Genomic DNA, 14572 nt, shown 5'->3' with positions numbered 1-14572 from the left:
CGGGGCCTCTCCCCGAACCTCCAAGCCCGTCAAAAACCCTCCCCTCCCCCCTCTGCCTCCAGGCCTCACGCCGACCCGGCCCCGGCTCGCGGATCTCGACGCGACCAAGCCGCCGGAGGGGCCTCCAGCATGTTGGTCACAAGGTTCTCCCACGAAAAAAGCGCCGTCCACTTGCTTCGGAGGACCGCGCTTGGATTGATGAAGACGGCCCGGAGGCGAGGCCGGCGACGAGAGTTTTCGTGCCGGCCTCCTCAGGATCAGGCGGCGAAATCGAGAAGCTTCTTGGCTTTGCCCTCCGTGTCCAGGCGGACATCCTGATGCGGCTTGTCGCGCGCGACCCGCGTGATGCCCTGCACGAAATCAAAGATCGATTCCGGTGGTCTGCCTTCCTCCATGAGAACAGTATCGATGATCTTCGTGGTCTCGGACTTGGAGAAGCCGCACTTGCGCAGGAAGCCCTGGCGATCTTCGTCGTCTCTGGCAACGATCCGTTGCCTCGCCGTCTTGATGCCGTTGACGAACGGCATGGGCGAGGAATCGGCAAACTGGATCAGCGCCGGCTCGGCTTCAAGGGCGAAACGGGAGGCCGCGTATTTTGAATGGCGGATGGTGATTTCCTCGAAATCTTCGACGCCGTCGGGTAGGGGCGAGGGTTCCCGATGGGATTGACCTCTACCCCTCCCACGGAACCGGACGTGATAGTTTCCCATCATCCGGCTCCTACGTTTGCATTCATACGATCAAGTCTTGCCTGTAACCGTCCGGCATGGTGTGCAACATGGCAGTCGCGGCAGAGCACAACACGCTTGCGCGTGCGTGCAGCTTTGACCCGGACCCACAGCGTGGTGCCCTGCATGTCACTCATTTTTCGGACGTGATGCACCTCCACCGGCACGTAATTACGATTCTGGCACACTGCGCGTAGATAGAAGCTGGCGATGCCGAGGGTGCGGGCTCCGACTTCGGAATTCCAGCAATAAAAGCCACGGAAGTACAGATCCGGTTCCCCATTCGGCAGCCGCCCGGCCTCGATCGGGTTCAGATCGTCGACGAGGAACACGAAGACATCGCGATCTGACGCGTAGAGCGTCGTGATGTCGCGGGAGATGTCGACGTGCGGATTGTAGTTTCCCGTCGACCAGTCGAGCACTCCTGGCACCTTCCAACGGGTGTCGCCGGTACCGTTGCCGGCGATTTTCTGCACGGCGTCGACGAGTTCTGAGTCAAATATTCTGCCGTAATCCGGGCCTGTCACCGCCCGCAACTCGAGGCGCCCGTTCTCGATTTCCAACGTCTTCACCTGCTCGGCGCGGTGGTTGAGGAGACCGTGCTGAAGGTTGATCGCCGCGAGCGGGGCTGGAAGCTGCCGCAGATAGGTGGCCGGTGCGCCGACCAGGCTGGCGAGTTGGCCAAAACTCCAATGCGTGGGGGCAACAGGGGCAGGCGCATCGGGCAGCATTAGCCTCAGGCGCTCCGGATCGTCGCGGCTGGCCTCGACGCGGATCAGCTCACTTTCGACGATGCGGGTTTTACTGCGCTCCGACCGGCTCTTCACCGCATTTCCAAGGTCGTTGAGCGACAGGTATCGCTCGTCCGCCGGCCGGTTGAACCATTCCGACGACACGCGGCCAATACGCTGGCCGCGGCTGACGTCGACCTTGTAACCGGCACGCTCGTTGCGCTTGGGCGCAAGAATTTTCATCTGAGTCATGGGCGTTGCTCCTTGGCGGACGCCGGGAGACTCTCTCCCGGACCTTTACCCGCCACCGCACCCCGCCCGCCCTCTTCCTCTCCCGGCACCCGCGCACCACTAGCAGCGTCGCCATTGCGGCAGCGGCCGCCTCAAGGCTGGCACCCAGAAAGGAAGGCTAGGGCTTCAGGAAAGCCCGAGCCTGGGACCAAGCGCCGCTTCACCCTCCGGACGCGTCAGAATTCGCTGTGCTTTCTTGCGCAACAAGACCGGTGCCCATCCGAATTCAGGTAGCGGCCTGCTGAAATTGGACAGGCAACTTGTCTTGAGATTGAGGCGGCGACTTGCCATTGCCCTTCGAATGACCGGCAAGAATGACAGGTCGAGAAGACGGCATCAGTCTTCCGCCTGCCGGGCTGGCGAAGATAAGCCATCGACTTGACAGCTCTCACCAAGGTTCTCATTTCACCCGGTGAAGTGGCAAAGCGATATTGCACGATTCTGGGCATCGAGATCGCGCAACCAGCGGCCGGACGTTGTCTCAGTTTACCCGTTTCTCGCGCGCAAGAAAAAGACCGGACCAAAGGTCCGGCCAAGTATGAAGGTTAAAACCTCCAGAGGGGAACGCGTCGGACGAATGGGAGGAAACATCCGACGCAGCGCGCATATAGGTCAGCAAATGTGACACTTCAACGACATGCCGATAGGCCACCAGACTTGATCATCTTGGTGCACTGAAGTTTGTGTGCTTGATGCGCTTGCCGAAATCACATGGCTGGTTTAGCCAGCCTTGCTCAGGTTGCCGGCCGACGATTTGCCGGTCCGCCGATCCTTTTCTATCTCATAGTGGACCTTCTGGCCGTCAACGAGTGTCAACAAGCCCGCGCGCTCGACAGCAGAAATATGGACAAAAACTCCTGTCCACCACCGTCGGGCTGGATGAAGCTAAAACCCTTGGTCGCGTTGAACCACTTTACCGTTCAAGTCGCCATATAGGTGTTTCCTTGCCGGTTTATCGTGGACCCCAAGATCACATGGAAGGAAGGACCAAACGGCCCCCGTCATTTCCGAGCGTGACGGCAGGCGGCTTGAACTTCGTGTCAGAACAGACCCTGAGAGAACCATTCAAGAGTGCAAAAACATCCGAGACATGGTCATCAACGGCATGTAACCATTTAAGGCATGGGAATGTGTGATGGGGATGTGTTTGGGCTAAGCGGCACGCTCGGCGTTGGTTCCACTAGTGCGGAGCGAGTCCGACGTTGTATCGGCTGGCCAAACGCCAAAACCAATCCTGGTCTAGCTCTGAGACCCTTTCTGCCTCGACCAGTGCATCGGCGCATCGATCGAATAACGCGTAGCAAAGCTCTTCGTCGTCATGCCGCGCATTGTAGGCAATACCGTCGCCATTGACCGGGTGTCGTGATAGCGCCTGCGACCAAATCTGAGATGTGTCGTATGGCAAACCCGAATGGACGATCTCTGCGGTAGCGCCGAGCACGGCGAGTCCCGGACCAGCAAGCTTGATCAATGACAGATCCGACCTCAGTTGCAGCCGAACGTAGGCCTTCCTTGCAAGGAGGTCGGTATCAATTAGCGAACGTCCCGGGCTTCTTAGGAAGGTTTCGGCAAATGCTCCTTCCGATCTCTTGGCGACATACAAAACTCCGTATGTCGCATCCGGCGCGTTTAATCTACCATCGCGAGACCTGTCGAAATATATCGGCTCGTATCTGGCGGTGTAGAAGCGATAGACATTCGTCCCCGCCGGCAACACCACCAACTCAGGAGTTCGCCTAACCAAATCTGGGGGCGGTAGCGGCCCGCTCACGCTCCCTGTGTGCCCATTCTCCGCGCGGCGTTGACGACCATGTCTATGTCGCCTGCCTTAAGGACGTCGATGGGTCTACGTCCGCTCAGCCTGTCATCTGGTTGGGCGAGGAAGTTCAGCACCGTCCAGGGATTGCTCGTCGGCAAAGCGTCACGCACTGTCTTCAGGCCCGCGACAACAGCGCCATCCCGGGTGAACTGGAGCGTGGGGTAACTTCTTCGATTGCTGGGACCGGGGACGGCAAGCAGACTGCCTTCCTGCACCCGTTTGTCTATCGCCTGGCGTGATACGCCTTGCATTAACGTCCTGACCTGCTCCAGATCATAGGCGCCACCCGCCTGATGCAAATCTTCCTGAGCGATGCGAACCCCGTCCAGAAGGGCCTGAGATCGCGCATCCGGCTTGAATGCATCGCTGTTGACAACTGGAGTTCTGACTTTGCGGACATGACGAGCGACGACCTCGCGAACAGTGCCAAATCGCGTTGAGCTAGCGCGTTGGATTTTTCGAACCAACTCACTATTTTTCGACACGATTGCGATCTCCGTTCCGGCGGGAAGTTCAAAACCCTGCAAGAATGCTACAGGATCGCCTTCTACGGTCATCATTGCGACGGTCCTTCCAGGCGTCTTCCTACGTGACCTCTTCGCCAACGGGGGTTTGGGTTGCGTGTTGTGTGCCATATCGATCTCCTACATCGAAGATGGTGCAGGAGAGCAACTTTGTCAACTTCGACAACTTTGCAAACGCCGATGATTGGCTTGGTGCCTACCCCCGACGTTGGCGACGGCGATCTTGAGCGTAAGGCCCATTCGGGCGAACCTTCGCAGTTCAGACCCTCGAGAAGCGGTTCCGAGATGTTGAAGCTGACGTTCCGGTCATCATAGCCATAGTCATCGACGTAGGCCCTTGTCCGGAATCCGGTATGAATCCCGGCTGCGATTAGGGCTCCGTTCAAAACATCGGCGGCCCCAGCGTTCGCTCTCCCGATAGTCCTTCAAGTCTCGCAATCTAGCGCCCCATTGCCATCAGCATTTCGTCCATTCGTTCGAACAGTCTCGGGGGGCGTGACTTGCGCACTAGATATATGCGAGCCTCTCCCCGTTGCAACTCGCCCAGCTCTTAAGAGAGGACATAAGTCTCACGGATCAATTACACTCCAGCTTCGAGAGAGGCCCGCCCCGCCTTTCGCAACAGCGGGCTTTCGTGAGATCGGGCAATATCCGCATCTCCACGGTTGAGCCAACAGCCACGCGGCTCAACTTCTGTCTGAAGTCGGTTGCGGTGGCGGCTTGCAAATTCAAGCTGCTTTTTCGAGCGCCGTGGACCAGGTCCTTGACTACCTGGCATTTCATGATCTCGGCCGCCGTGTCATCAGCCGCAAGCAGCACTGTAAATGGCCTTTCGGCGATGTGTTTTTTCCGCCGGCGCCAGCTAGCCATCCAACGTCTCCCCCAAATCCGGTGCAGACATCAGCGTTCGTCGATTGGTGGCTTGCTAGCAAGGCCGAGCCTGGCTCGTTGGTCATCGGCGGAATTTTCGGCCGGAGACTGTGTCTTGAACCGAAGAACTGTCAGTTTGCCGTCCTCAACAATATGAACGACCCATCCCCCACCGGCGCGTTTGACGCGCACGTCATTAGGTTCGCCAGCCACCATCGCTGCCCCTCATTTTCGTCGCCCTGGACCGAGACTGGAAGTCACTCCCTGCACCGCGAAAAACACGGGACCTTACGTTACGTCAAGCAGAGATTTTCTGATAACTGACGCGCTCTATGGTTTGACCGCAGCGGCAATTTAGGTCCGGAACGTTCGGGCGCGCGTCATATTGCGATCGGATCGATTTAGATGCCCAAATTTTGCATTTTTATGCAGCCTTAATTATCTGCAGCTAATGTGATTGGGAGCGCGTATCCAGTTCGTGTAGCTCTGCAATAAAAGCCCGCCACTCTTGCCCTCAAGAGTAGCGGGCTTTTCGGCTGTGAAACGCTGGCGCGGAGAAGCTGTGTAGGTGGGATGTGCCGAACGACAGTTGGCCGCAAACAGGTTGCGACCGGTGTGCGGCAGGACATCGTCGGCAAACCGTGGTTTTTATAGCAGCGCGTCAAGATCGCTCCTGGTTTTGCCGAGCCGGCATGCGCAGCCACGGCGTTCCAGCCGAACTGAATCCGGCGCGCATCGTTAAATGTGGCGTTTTCGACTGGGTTGTTGTCGAGCTCGAGCCGGCCGTCGCCGAGGAAGCGAGTTAGCCCTCCCAATGGGCAAGACCATAGCCGATGTCTTCGGCCAGCTTTGAGCCCGAGGAGATCATCGACAATTGCTTCAAACCACGGAAAGGCGGCGATGATCGGGGGGCATTACCTGCTGTCAGGCGGTGAGCCGAGCTTATGGCGTCATGCCGCGGACCGTCGCCTCGACGGGCGTAGAGCGTGGCGATCTGGCGCACGGCGGCTTCGGCGATCGGGGACTTGGTGTTGTGCGCCAGCTTCCAAAACGTCGGTTGCGGCGCGGCGATCGATCAGAATGAGATTCGTATTGCCTCACCGGGGAATGCTCCGGACCGACATTGGTAGGCTGGACCGACATCGCAAGCCTTGTTTTCATACTCTCGCCTGCTTCAGCACCTCAATAACAGTTGCCGCCACCTGCTTGCCGTCGATGGTATTTGTCATCGCTTAGCCCATGCGCTCAGAAGCGTAGCTTCCCGGGCTTGCCGGGGAGACGACGGTTCGTCTGCCGTTGATGAAAGTGCGGTGGTGGATATGCGCGTGTATGGCGCGCGCCAGCACCTGGCTTTCGACGTCGCGGCCCATCGAGACGTAATCCTCGGCTGACTGCGCATGGGTGACGCGCACCGTGTCCTGCTCGATGATCGGGCCTTCGTCGAGATCGGCAGTGACGTAGTGTGCCGTTGCCCCGATCAGCTTGACGCCGCGCTCATGGGCCTGCTTGTAGGGATTGGCGCCCTTGAAACTTGGCAGGAAAGAATGGTGGATGTTGATGATGCGGCCGGACATCTTGTTGCACATCTCGTCGGAGAGGACCTGCATGTAGCGGCGAGCACAATCAGCTCGGTGCCGGTCTGCTCAGCCAGATCGAGGATCTGCGCCTCGGCCTGAGCCTTGTTCTGCTTCGTCACCTTGACCCGCTGTTCCTAGCCCTCAGCCAGGTCCCAACCCTCTGCTGGATGCCGATCGTCATTCTCATCGTCGGCATTGACGAAGGCTTGAAGATCATCGTGATCGGATGGTCAGCTTTCACTCCAGTGGTACTGAACACATCCCAGGGCGTGCGCGACACCCGTCCTCGTTGCGCTCTATGCCGCCGGGGTCCACCGTCGCCATCAGCGTCGTCGGAAAAGTCCTGATACGCCCGGGAGCCGACAGGCCGGTGCCGTCCGTCGTCACGATCACGGTGCCGAGATGTTTTGTCAGTGTCGTCACGTGGCCTCACCTGTGGTCGCGCACGAAGGATGGAATCACGTCGTGCAGTTGTCATTCGTTGCTGCTTGGTTATATGGTTGCCGCCGACAGTCAGAAGAGAGCTTCCATGAATCCGATCAGACAGGTTCTCAACGTCCTGCTCCCCATCCGCCCAATTTCCGGCAAGAGCCCGGTCCGCTACAGGACAACCGCCCAAGCTCTTTCGTCGGCAATTCGGATCGCACGGCGCCGCAAAGCTGTCGACCTTGCTGCATCATTCGCCACTGAATCTGTTATCGAGGAGATCGAAAACAGTTCTGTGCCTTGGGACTTCCTGAAGGACAGATCCGACGATGCTGCCCGGGAACCGACGCCTGCCATGGCCAAGAAAACTGTCGGAAATTCCGATGAGTTCGCGGAGTGGCATCGTCTGCCATCAAGATGAAAGCAGACCCATTGCCTCAAGAAAAATGTTGCCGGATGGCGTCCGCCTCGCCTCGTCACCGTTGGCATACGAGATAAAACCAGACCATCACCGGTAAAGTGCGGGTCGTGCCATTCATGTATTTAGCTGCTGACCAAACGACTCCGCAGCAGTGCCATGGATGTTGTCAATCCGGATAGGTTTCCCGATTAAATAGCCTTGAGCTTCGTCACATCTGACGCGGCGAAGATAGTCGAGCTGTTCGGGAGTTTCGACGCCTTCGGCCGTTACCTTAATTCGAAGCTCGTGCGCCAATTCAATCAGTGATCTCACAATCGCGGCGCAGTCCGCATCGGTGAGCATATCCAGGACAAAAGATCGGTCGATCTTGAGCCGCGAAAGAGGCAATTTACGAAGATACGTGAGTGATGAAAAGCCAGTGCCAAAATCGTCAAGGGCAACTGTGATGGATAGAAAACTCAACGATTGTAACAATGAAATGGCGCCTTCAAAATCCGAAATCAGCACCGACTCCGTAATCTCGACCTCCAGTCTTCGGGGCTCCAAACCGGCTTCAGCCAAGGCCATTGCAATTCCATCCAGCAAGGCCTTGTCCTTAAGCTGCACTGCCGACAAATTGACGGAGACCCGCAAGTCGCGCGGCCATTGTGCCGCGGCCAAGCAAGCCGTCTTGGCGGCCCAATGTCCGATGCCGTGAATCAATCCGGTTTCTTCAGCGATAGGAATGAACTCCGCTGGAGGGATCGCGCCAAGGGTCGGATGCTGCCACCGCAGAAGCGCTTCAAAACCACAGATGCGATCGCTCCCGAGGTTGAGAAAGGGTTGAAATGCGAGCCAGAGCTGGTCGTTGGCGAGCGCGGATGCCAGATCGCGTTCAAGGGCATGGCGCCTTGCAGCAGCCTCATCGTCATTTGCGCTGAAAAACTGGATGGAGCTCGCCCCCCGCGTCTTGGCCCTGTATAGCGCGGTATCGACGCACCGCAGGAGCTGGTTGGCATCCAAACCGTCAGTGGGCGCCAGAGCGATGCCGATAGAGGCCCTGCAATATATTTCGCGCCCTTCGATCAAGAACGGCGCGCGCATGACATCTATGATCTGTTTGGCCAAGGACCTGATTTGATCTGGCCTGATATCGCGTGCAGCGATTATTGCAAATTCGCCGCCCTCCAACCTGGCAATGCCATCGCATTCGCGTGTCGATTTGCGAAGTCTCGCAGCCACATCGACCAAAAGGGCATCCGCCATTGCTCGCCCAAAGCGATCATTCACCTCGTCGAAATTGTTAAGGTCGAATAAAAGTAACGCAAAGTGCTGGTCGAACTGCTTTGCGTCCACCAACGCGGTCTCGAGCCGCTCGTTGAAGCTGAACCGGTTTGGCAAACTGGTTAGAACATCCCTGCGAATGGCATTTTCGCTTTCGGCTTGCAGAATGAAGCGTTGGGTAAATTCGGATGCGTGAGCAAGCACTGCACGAAACAGCGTGATGGCGTAGCTCACTAACAGGATTATGACGGGCAGATTGACGGCGTCTCCCACCCGCACAACCGCAACCGCCGAACCGATGAAGATCGGCAGCGTATACGCGATGGCCGCAATGGGAATCGTGTAAAAGGAGGCGGCACCGCCTGCGATCATCCCCGCGCTCAGGCAGGTGATGACGACTTGGGCGGCACTTGTTGCCCCACCGAAGAACAGAATGGGAAGTGCTCCCCACCAAGTACCGAACAGGAAGGCGTTGCGCACCAGGTTTTGCGTTGTCCGGCGAGACACCGACCTTGGTTTGACCGATAGGAACGATGATCTCGCTCTCAAGCCCACGAAACCAGCGGCGACGATGAGGACACTCGCCCAGAAGACCGCGTTCGTTTGGTCGGGCGAGCCCCAAAGCGCCATAACAAGAGTGGCCGCATTGAGGATGTTCGCAACCATGCCAAGAGGCGTGTTGCGAAGCACGATACTGACCTGCTCCGCTCTAATGCGGCCGGCAAGTGGTTCGATCGTCGAGGGCCCGCCAAAAGCCCGCAGGTCGCCCGCCAGAAGGTCCCCGAGCCTTGCGGCAGACAGACGCTGCATCACTCTTTCACCCCCCGCTCTAGAGTAGTCGCTGCGTGTTGATCCCCTACCGAACAATTCGGTGAAAGTAAATTTCAACCGCAAATTTTGACAACACAGTTCGAAAGCCCCGAACGCCCACCGAACCTTTCGCGCCGGCCCATCCGCGCGCCATCGGGATCAAGCCTCCGCCTGCTCCGGCAGTCAAGCCAACCTGGGCCTTCGAATTGAAACGAATTTCCCCCAGCGCCGATCGTCATATCGCTCTTGTAGGGGACGCCGCGATCATGCCTGCCGAGCAGAGGGACCCCGGCCGTTCGCCATGATCCAGTCGGCCCGCCCGAGATGGATTCCGCAGCTTTCCGCAGCTGCCCTCGTAGCACTGTGCCCTTGAGCCTTCTAGGCTCCGCGCATCGCCGATGCTGATGGTCCGACTGAGGCGCCGCGCCAGCGCTCGGCCACCTTCTCCAGCACCAAAAAACGGAGCTAACTGCCGCCGTCAAGCGCCCTGTTCCCCAACGACTTTCTGAAAATCATCCCTTCTCGCTTCTACTGCAGAATACTCCGGTCCTGCCTCTAAAAAATTGCTAGTGAATGTTTATCCCGTTGCAGCATGTCGGCATCAACATTACCTCAGCCGATTTTCATAGCGGCACGCTTTACGCGCGTCTTCAAGCCGCCTTCGGCCGCGAGAACGTTCCGTTGAAGCACATCATTTTGGAGGTCACGGAGTCGGTCTATCTCGGCCAGCGCGATCCGGTCGTCGCTCGGGAGATCAAGGCGTTGCGAGCCCATGGCCTGCGTGTCGCACTCGATGATTTCGGAACCGGTTTCGCTTCGCTCACGCATTTGCTGACGGTGCCGGTCGATATCATCAAGATCGACAAATCCTTCATTGATCGCCTTGTCCAGGGAGATCCGAGCCTGGCGATCGTCGAGGGCTTGGTCGGCATCGCTCGCAAGCTCAATATCCAGGTCATCGCCGAAGGCATCGAGAACGAAACCCAGGCCGTCTTACTTGCGGAGATCGGGTGTCAGCTTGGTCAGGGATATCTGTTTTCGCAAGCGGTGCCGCGTCAGATCGCGAAAGGGCTTTTGAAGCGGTTCGGGCGACCGCCTGCTGAGGAGGCTTGGATGGCGGGCGAAGCGAACCCAATCGATCGGAGCGCCTGACAGAAACCCTCCCTGGGGTGGCTTGAACAACCGATAAAGAATGCTGCGGCGCCCCCCACAAAAGTGTCCGAAGAGGAGATAAATATGCGCCTGCCATCCGCGTCACAGCTTATTCGCAAGGCTTTTGGTCGCACCGGGTCCGGGCAATCGCCGGCCGGCCGTGCTATCCCTTCGGACATTCTCCCGGAGGAGACGAATTTCCGGATGCTCACTGAGAACAGCGGTGACGTCATCATGCAACTCGGACCGGACACGAAGGCACGCTACGTTTCACCGTCATGCACCCGACTTCTGGGATGGCTGCCGGAGGAGATAGTGAGGCAGGGTCCGGAGGTGTTCGTTCCGCCCGAGCATCTTCAAAACATCGCCGCGGCAGCCGCGCTCTTGCTTGCCGGGGCAGATGAAGGCGAGCCGCTTGCGATCGAGATTCGACGGAAGGATGGGAAAACCGTCTGGGTGGAGACCAAGGCGCGCATCGTGCGTGATCCGCTAACTGGCGTTCCTGGCGACTTCGTGCTGATCATGAGAGATGTTACAGAACGCAAACGGCTCGAAGAACAACTCCGCTCGCTTGCGATGACGGACGGGCTGACCGGCCTCGGCAACCGCCGAGCCGATGAGACCCTGGACAGGGAATGGCGGCGCACCGTTGGCAGCGCTGGACAGATGTCCTTGCTGTTGCTCGATATCGATCGTTTCAAAGGCTTTAACGACACATAAGGTCATCAGGTTAGTGATGATTGTCTTCGTGCCGTCGCTGCCGCTATGAGAGACGCGCTTCATCGTTCTGGGGATCTGGCGTCGCGATACGGCGGGGAAGAACTCGCCGTCATCTTGCCTGATACCGACAGCGAGGAAGCGCTCGAAATAGCGGAGCGGCTGAGGATCGCAATCGAAAACCTCGGCTTGCCTCATGACGACAACCCGGAAGGCGGCGGACGTGTCACCGTTAGCATTGGTTCAGCGACCGCACTGTCACGATCGGGCGGGACGATCAGGATGCCGGAAGGCCTGCTTCTCGCCGCCGACACCGCCCTTTACAAGGCCAAGCACAAAGGCCGAAACCGCGTCGAAGTTGCATTGCTCCTCGCATCGGAAGGTCCCGACGCGGTCTGATCAAGGACGCTACAGCCTCTCGCATCGACTCTGCCAGAAGGTCTCGATTTTGACGAGCGCTTTGGGATGAAGCGTGCCGGCGTGTTTGGTCGCATGGGGACAAAGAATTAATGCCTTAAGCCACCCTTATCAGCGTTGCGCCTGGAACCCGCTGCAAATGAGATACCAACACGCGTCTTTGTCCCTGCTCTCTTGCCATCCTGGGAGACATAAAGTGACGCGGCGGTATTTCGTGTTGCATAGACCATGGTTAGCCAGCAAACGCGGATCATCGAGAAAATATGGCCGGATAGCTGGCTTCATAGTCCATGCGGGAATCGCAGCCCAATCTGCTTTTCCACCGTTTTCGCTTAGTGGCCCTATTGCGCACGATTTCCAGTTGGAAGGAACGATCGCATGGTCGCAAGCCCGGGCCGAGGTCGTGTCGACCATCACCGCCGCTGCGAGTGCGGCGATTTTCATTGTGTCTCCTCTGCATCCTCTTCCAATCTTAAGCGCGGCCTCTTTCATGCCCCCTCCTTTATCCGATAGAATGTGACAGAATGGGCTGCAAACAGCCATTCCATGCTGACGCACTCGGAACTCGCTGTGGGCACATGCTCAGCGCGACAGACGACGCGATCAACACCACACACGCTGGCGCCCCCCTTGCCGCTCCGCAATCGCGGAGCGGGTTAGTCCAACGCATTCGAGCGGTGCCGATGGCTATATCGGGGGTTTTCAATATGGCGAATCTCTTGACTAACAAGCCAGAAGACCCACGGTTGCATTAGAATTGGGGGCTGACAGCCTATCTAACCAGCTAGGGCGCGACAGCAGGATGACCGTTCGTTCATGGACGAGCCCGACGAGATTGCTGGCAGCGTTAGCTGACGTCTAGTTGGCAGGTAGCGAAACGGATTTCCCATAACTGTCGAGCACCGCTGCAACTTCGTCGACCATGCTAGACAAGGATCGGGTTTCCCGAGGCAGAAGTTGAAAACCAGCTCTCTCAAAGAGAGCTAGGCAAATCTCGCTGGAGTCGTGTCGCGATTGATAGGCCAATCCATCCGGCTGATCTCGATGACTCCACAGCGCATCAGACCAAAATCCGCAAGGCGCATAGGGGCCGGTCGAAATCGCGTTGTCCGTGCCCACGGTTTGAAGTCCTGGTCCACACAGACGCACAACCCGTAAGGGCCGATCAGAGACAAGCCCCGATGCGGAGCGCTCCAGTATAGCTGCCATACCGACCATAAGACGTTGCGGATTGCGTAGCAGTGTTTCGGCCAGGGCGCCGCGCAGCGTCAGGCCGGCGTAGAGGACTCCGAACCGTCCGCCCGCACTGTCAAAACGACTGGTCGGCGGCACGCCTCGTCCCGGGCCGAAGAAAATCGGGGCGAGCGAAGATCGGTGAATACGCTGCAACACCTGACCGGCTTCTATTTCGTCAATAGGCAGCGAGATATCGTCAAGCCAATCGGGAGGCGGAGGCGTCAGACCGAGTGGACCGCGGCGCGCGGCCCGCTCCACGGAAATCATGCAAACCCGTCCGTAGCCTCACTGCGTAGAATGCGCAGCACTGAATCCCGGTCTCCAGCCCTCAACGCCGCAAGCGGCGTGCGCCCTGCGAGCACCGAGTCGGGGCCGAGCAGGAAGTCCAGCGCCATCCACGGTCCGGCTGAAGCGTAGGCTCGCACAACTTCCGCGATGCCGCCGACCACATCCGTTTCGTCAAATTGGCAACCAGGATATCGCCAATCGCTTCCCTCCCGAACGGCAAGCAACGACCCGGCTCGCCGGCGCTTGTCGACTGCCTGTCGCGAAATTCCGAGCAGCCGTCCGGCATCCTCGGCCGACAAGGTGCCGCCCGCACGCTCGATCAGGAACTTGCGGTGTTCGACATTCCTCGCAAGGGCAGGAACCAGAGGGTCGAGTTCCATGACAGCCGATCCGATGATGTCAGACTGGCTGAGAAGTCGGGCGAGCGAACCGGTGTCGGTCGGGGCTGACAAAGCGTCCGAGAGAACCTTCGGCGAGGCATTGGCTGCCATGCGCTCAAGCGCTGATGTGGCGCGCCGAAGAAACACCGCCTGCAAGCTATCAGACCGGATAACACTTGGGTTTGGCGTTGTCCGAGCCATGATGATCTCTTGGTTGACAAGAGGAATATATAGGGACAAAAAGCCCACGTCAACTTCCCTGGCTGAACGATCGTCATGCAGTTGGTTAGAAGAGAAACCGTCCACGCGCCTGCATCTGGTTCTTGATCACTGGCGCTATAGGACAACGGGACAAGCTGACCCTTGCCGGTATCCCAGAACCTAAAGTGCCGGTAATTGACCGGGCCATGACGTCACCGCGTAGCCCTTGGACGCCAAGCCTATAGCGCATATCGGTCAAATCCTGTACTTATATTGCGACCGGCCCGCAGTGTTGCAATATCTGCGTAGGGGGCATGGGGAATGCATCGCCGTCTAGGCGAGGCGAATGCTCCGGACTTCCAAGCCCTTCTTGCCTTGCCCGCATTCGACAAACACCATCTGTCCCTCCACCAGCAGGCTGAGCCCTGAGCGGGTCAGGATGCTGGCATGAACGAAGACGTCCTTCTCACCGTTGTCAGGAGCAGTGAAGCCGAAGCCCTTTTCGGGGTTGTACCACTTGACCGTACCCCCGCTCTGCTGCGCACCCGTCTCGACGATGGTTGGTCCCTCCAGCGACGCGCGTATGTGACGGAGTTTTCGCGATCTGATTGCCAATCTCCAGCACCTGCGCGACTTGATGACCTTTCAAACGCAACCATTCTGACACGCGATGTCCGAGTGCAGCGTCCGTTCCGTCGTTTACGGTCGACATCTTGATATC

The 14572-nt window shown here is 58.3% G+C and carries 10 protein-coding genes and 5 pseudogenes; 3 read left to right on the top strand and 12 right to left on the bottom strand.

The window, feature by feature from the left end; all coding sequences use genetic code 11:
- Positions 1-257 precede the first annotated feature (257 nt).
- The 7 genes and pseudogenes from A6B35_RS33970 to A6B35_RS33940 form a co-directional block, all read right to left on the bottom strand.
- Positions 258-635 (bottom strand): annotated as a pseudogene (locus tag A6B35_RS33970) (hypothetical protein); the annotation flags it as partial.
- A gap of 74 nt (positions 636-709) precedes the next feature.
- The gene (locus A6B35_RS33965) at positions 710-1711 is read right to left on the bottom strand and encodes an HNH endonuclease (RefSeq protein WP_006199593.1); all 1002 of its coding nucleotides are present in this window, start codon (positions 1709-1711) and stop codon (positions 710-712) included.
- A 759-nt stretch (positions 1712-2470) separates the two neighbouring features.
- Positions 2471-2631, bottom strand: a pseudogene (locus tag A6B35_RS37310) (cold-shock protein).
- A 299-nt stretch (positions 2632-2930) separates the two neighbouring features.
- A complete protein-coding gene (locus A6B35_RS33955) occupies positions 2931-3467 on the bottom strand; it encodes an RES family NAD+ phosphorylase (protein ID WP_244425823.1) in 537 nt (178 codons plus the stop codon).
- Positions 3468-3517: 50 nt separating this feature from the next.
- Positions 3518-4129 carry a hypothetical protein gene (locus A6B35_RS33950; RefSeq protein ID WP_006199596.1) on the bottom strand — a complete coding sequence of 204 codons (612 nt, stop codon included), beginning with the start codon at positions 4127-4129 and terminating at the stop codon, positions 3518-3520.
- A gap of 540 nt (positions 4130-4669) precedes the next feature.
- On the bottom strand, positions 4670-4963 hold the full coding sequence (locus A6B35_RS33945) for a hypothetical protein (RefSeq protein WP_006199597.1): 294 nt from the start codon (positions 4961-4963) through the stop codon (positions 4670-4672).
- Positions 4964-6195: 1232 nt separating this feature from the next.
- Positions 6196-6665 (bottom strand): annotated as a pseudogene (locus A6B35_RS33940) (formyltetrahydrofolate deformylase); the annotation flags it as partial.
- A gap of 404 nt (positions 6666-7069) precedes the next feature.
- Here A6B35_RS33940 and A6B35_RS33935 point away from each other — a divergent pair.
- Complete coding sequence (locus A6B35_RS33935) at positions 7070-7387, top strand: hypothetical protein (RefSeq protein WP_006199600.1); 318 nt, start codon at positions 7070-7072, stop codon at positions 7385-7387.
- Between the two features lie 114 nt (positions 7388-7501).
- Here the strand turns inward: A6B35_RS33935 and A6B35_RS33930 are convergent, their stop codons facing one another.
- Positions 7502-9460, bottom strand: coding sequence for a putative bifunctional diguanylate cyclase/phosphodiesterase (locus A6B35_RS33930; RefSeq protein WP_006199601.1), 1959 nt, complete (start codon positions 9458-9460; stop codon positions 7502-7504).
- A gap of 579 nt (positions 9461-10039) precedes the next feature.
- Between A6B35_RS33930 and A6B35_RS33925 the strand changes: the two are divergent.
- Positions 10040-10612, top strand: a pseudogene (locus A6B35_RS33925) (EAL domain-containing protein); the annotation flags it as partial.
- 84 nt (positions 10613-10696) lie between these two features.
- Positions 10697-11728: pseudogene (locus tag A6B35_RS37080) on the top strand (sensor domain-containing diguanylate cyclase).
- A 129-nt stretch (positions 11729-11857) separates the two neighbouring features.
- On the opposite strand, the gene A6B35_RS35325 reads toward A6B35_RS37080, so the two are convergent.
- The 4 genes from A6B35_RS35325 to A6B35_RS33910 all read right to left on the bottom strand — a co-directional run bounded on the left by A6B35_RS35325 (position 11858) and on the right by A6B35_RS33910 (position 14466).
- Complete coding sequence (locus A6B35_RS35325; protein WP_139032165.1) at positions 11858-12190, bottom strand: hypothetical protein; 333 nt, start codon at positions 12188-12190, stop codon at positions 11858-11860.
- 414 nt (positions 12191-12604) lie between these two features.
- On the bottom strand, positions 12605-13240 hold the full coding sequence (locus A6B35_RS35320; protein ID WP_006199603.1) for an RES family NAD+ phosphorylase: 636 nt from the start codon (positions 13238-13240) through the stop codon (positions 12605-12607).
- 5 nt (positions 13241-13245) lie between these two features.
- A complete protein-coding gene (locus tag A6B35_RS33915; RefSeq protein WP_040581802.1) occupies positions 13246-13851 on the bottom strand; it encodes a helix-turn-helix domain-containing protein in 606 nt (201 codons plus the stop codon).
- A 333-nt stretch (positions 13852-14184) separates the two neighbouring features.
- Complete coding sequence (locus A6B35_RS33910; protein WP_006199605.1) at positions 14185-14466, bottom strand: cold-shock protein; 282 nt, start codon at positions 14464-14466, stop codon at positions 14185-14187.
- Positions 14467-14572 lie beyond the last annotated feature (106 nt).

The sequence above is a fragment of the Mesorhizobium amorphae CCNWGS0123 genome (assembly GCF_001686985.1).
Taxonomy (GTDB): Bacteria; Pseudomonadota; Alphaproteobacteria; order Rhizobiales; family Rhizobiaceae; genus Mesorhizobium; species Mesorhizobium amorphae.
Note: the sequence above shows the minus strand (reverse complement) of the source record. Positions and strands in the feature narration are given on the sequence as shown.

Excerpts from the sequence above, each read along its gene's own strand:
- A6B35_RS35325 (WP_139032165.1), bottom strand. The coding sequence starts at position 12,190 with ATGAAAATCGCCGCACTCGCAGCGGCGGTGATGGTCGACACGACCTCG.
- A6B35_RS33930 (WP_006199601.1), bottom strand. The coding sequence starts at position 9,460 with ATGCAGCGTCTGTCTGCCGCAAGGCTCGGGGACCTTCTGGCGGGCGAC.
- A6B35_RS33915 (WP_040581802.1), bottom strand. The coding sequence starts at position 13,851 with ATGGCTCGGACAACGCCAAACCCAAGTGTTATCCGGTCTGATAGCTTG.
- A6B35_RS33935 (WP_006199600.1), top strand. The coding sequence starts at position 7,070 with ATGAATCCGATCAGACAGGTTCTCAACGTCCTGCTCCCCATCCGCCCA.
- A6B35_RS33950 (WP_006199596.1), bottom strand. The coding sequence starts at position 4,129 with ATGATGACCGTAGAAGGCGATCCTGTAGCATTCTTGCAGGGTTTTGAA.
- A6B35_RS33965 (WP_006199593.1), bottom strand. The coding sequence starts at position 1,711 with ATGACTCAGATGAAAATTCTTGCGCCCAAGCGCAACGAGCGTGCCGGT.
- A6B35_RS33945 (WP_006199597.1), bottom strand. The coding sequence starts at position 4,963 with ATGGCTAGCTGGCGCCGGCGGAAAAAACACATCGCCGAAAGGCCATTT.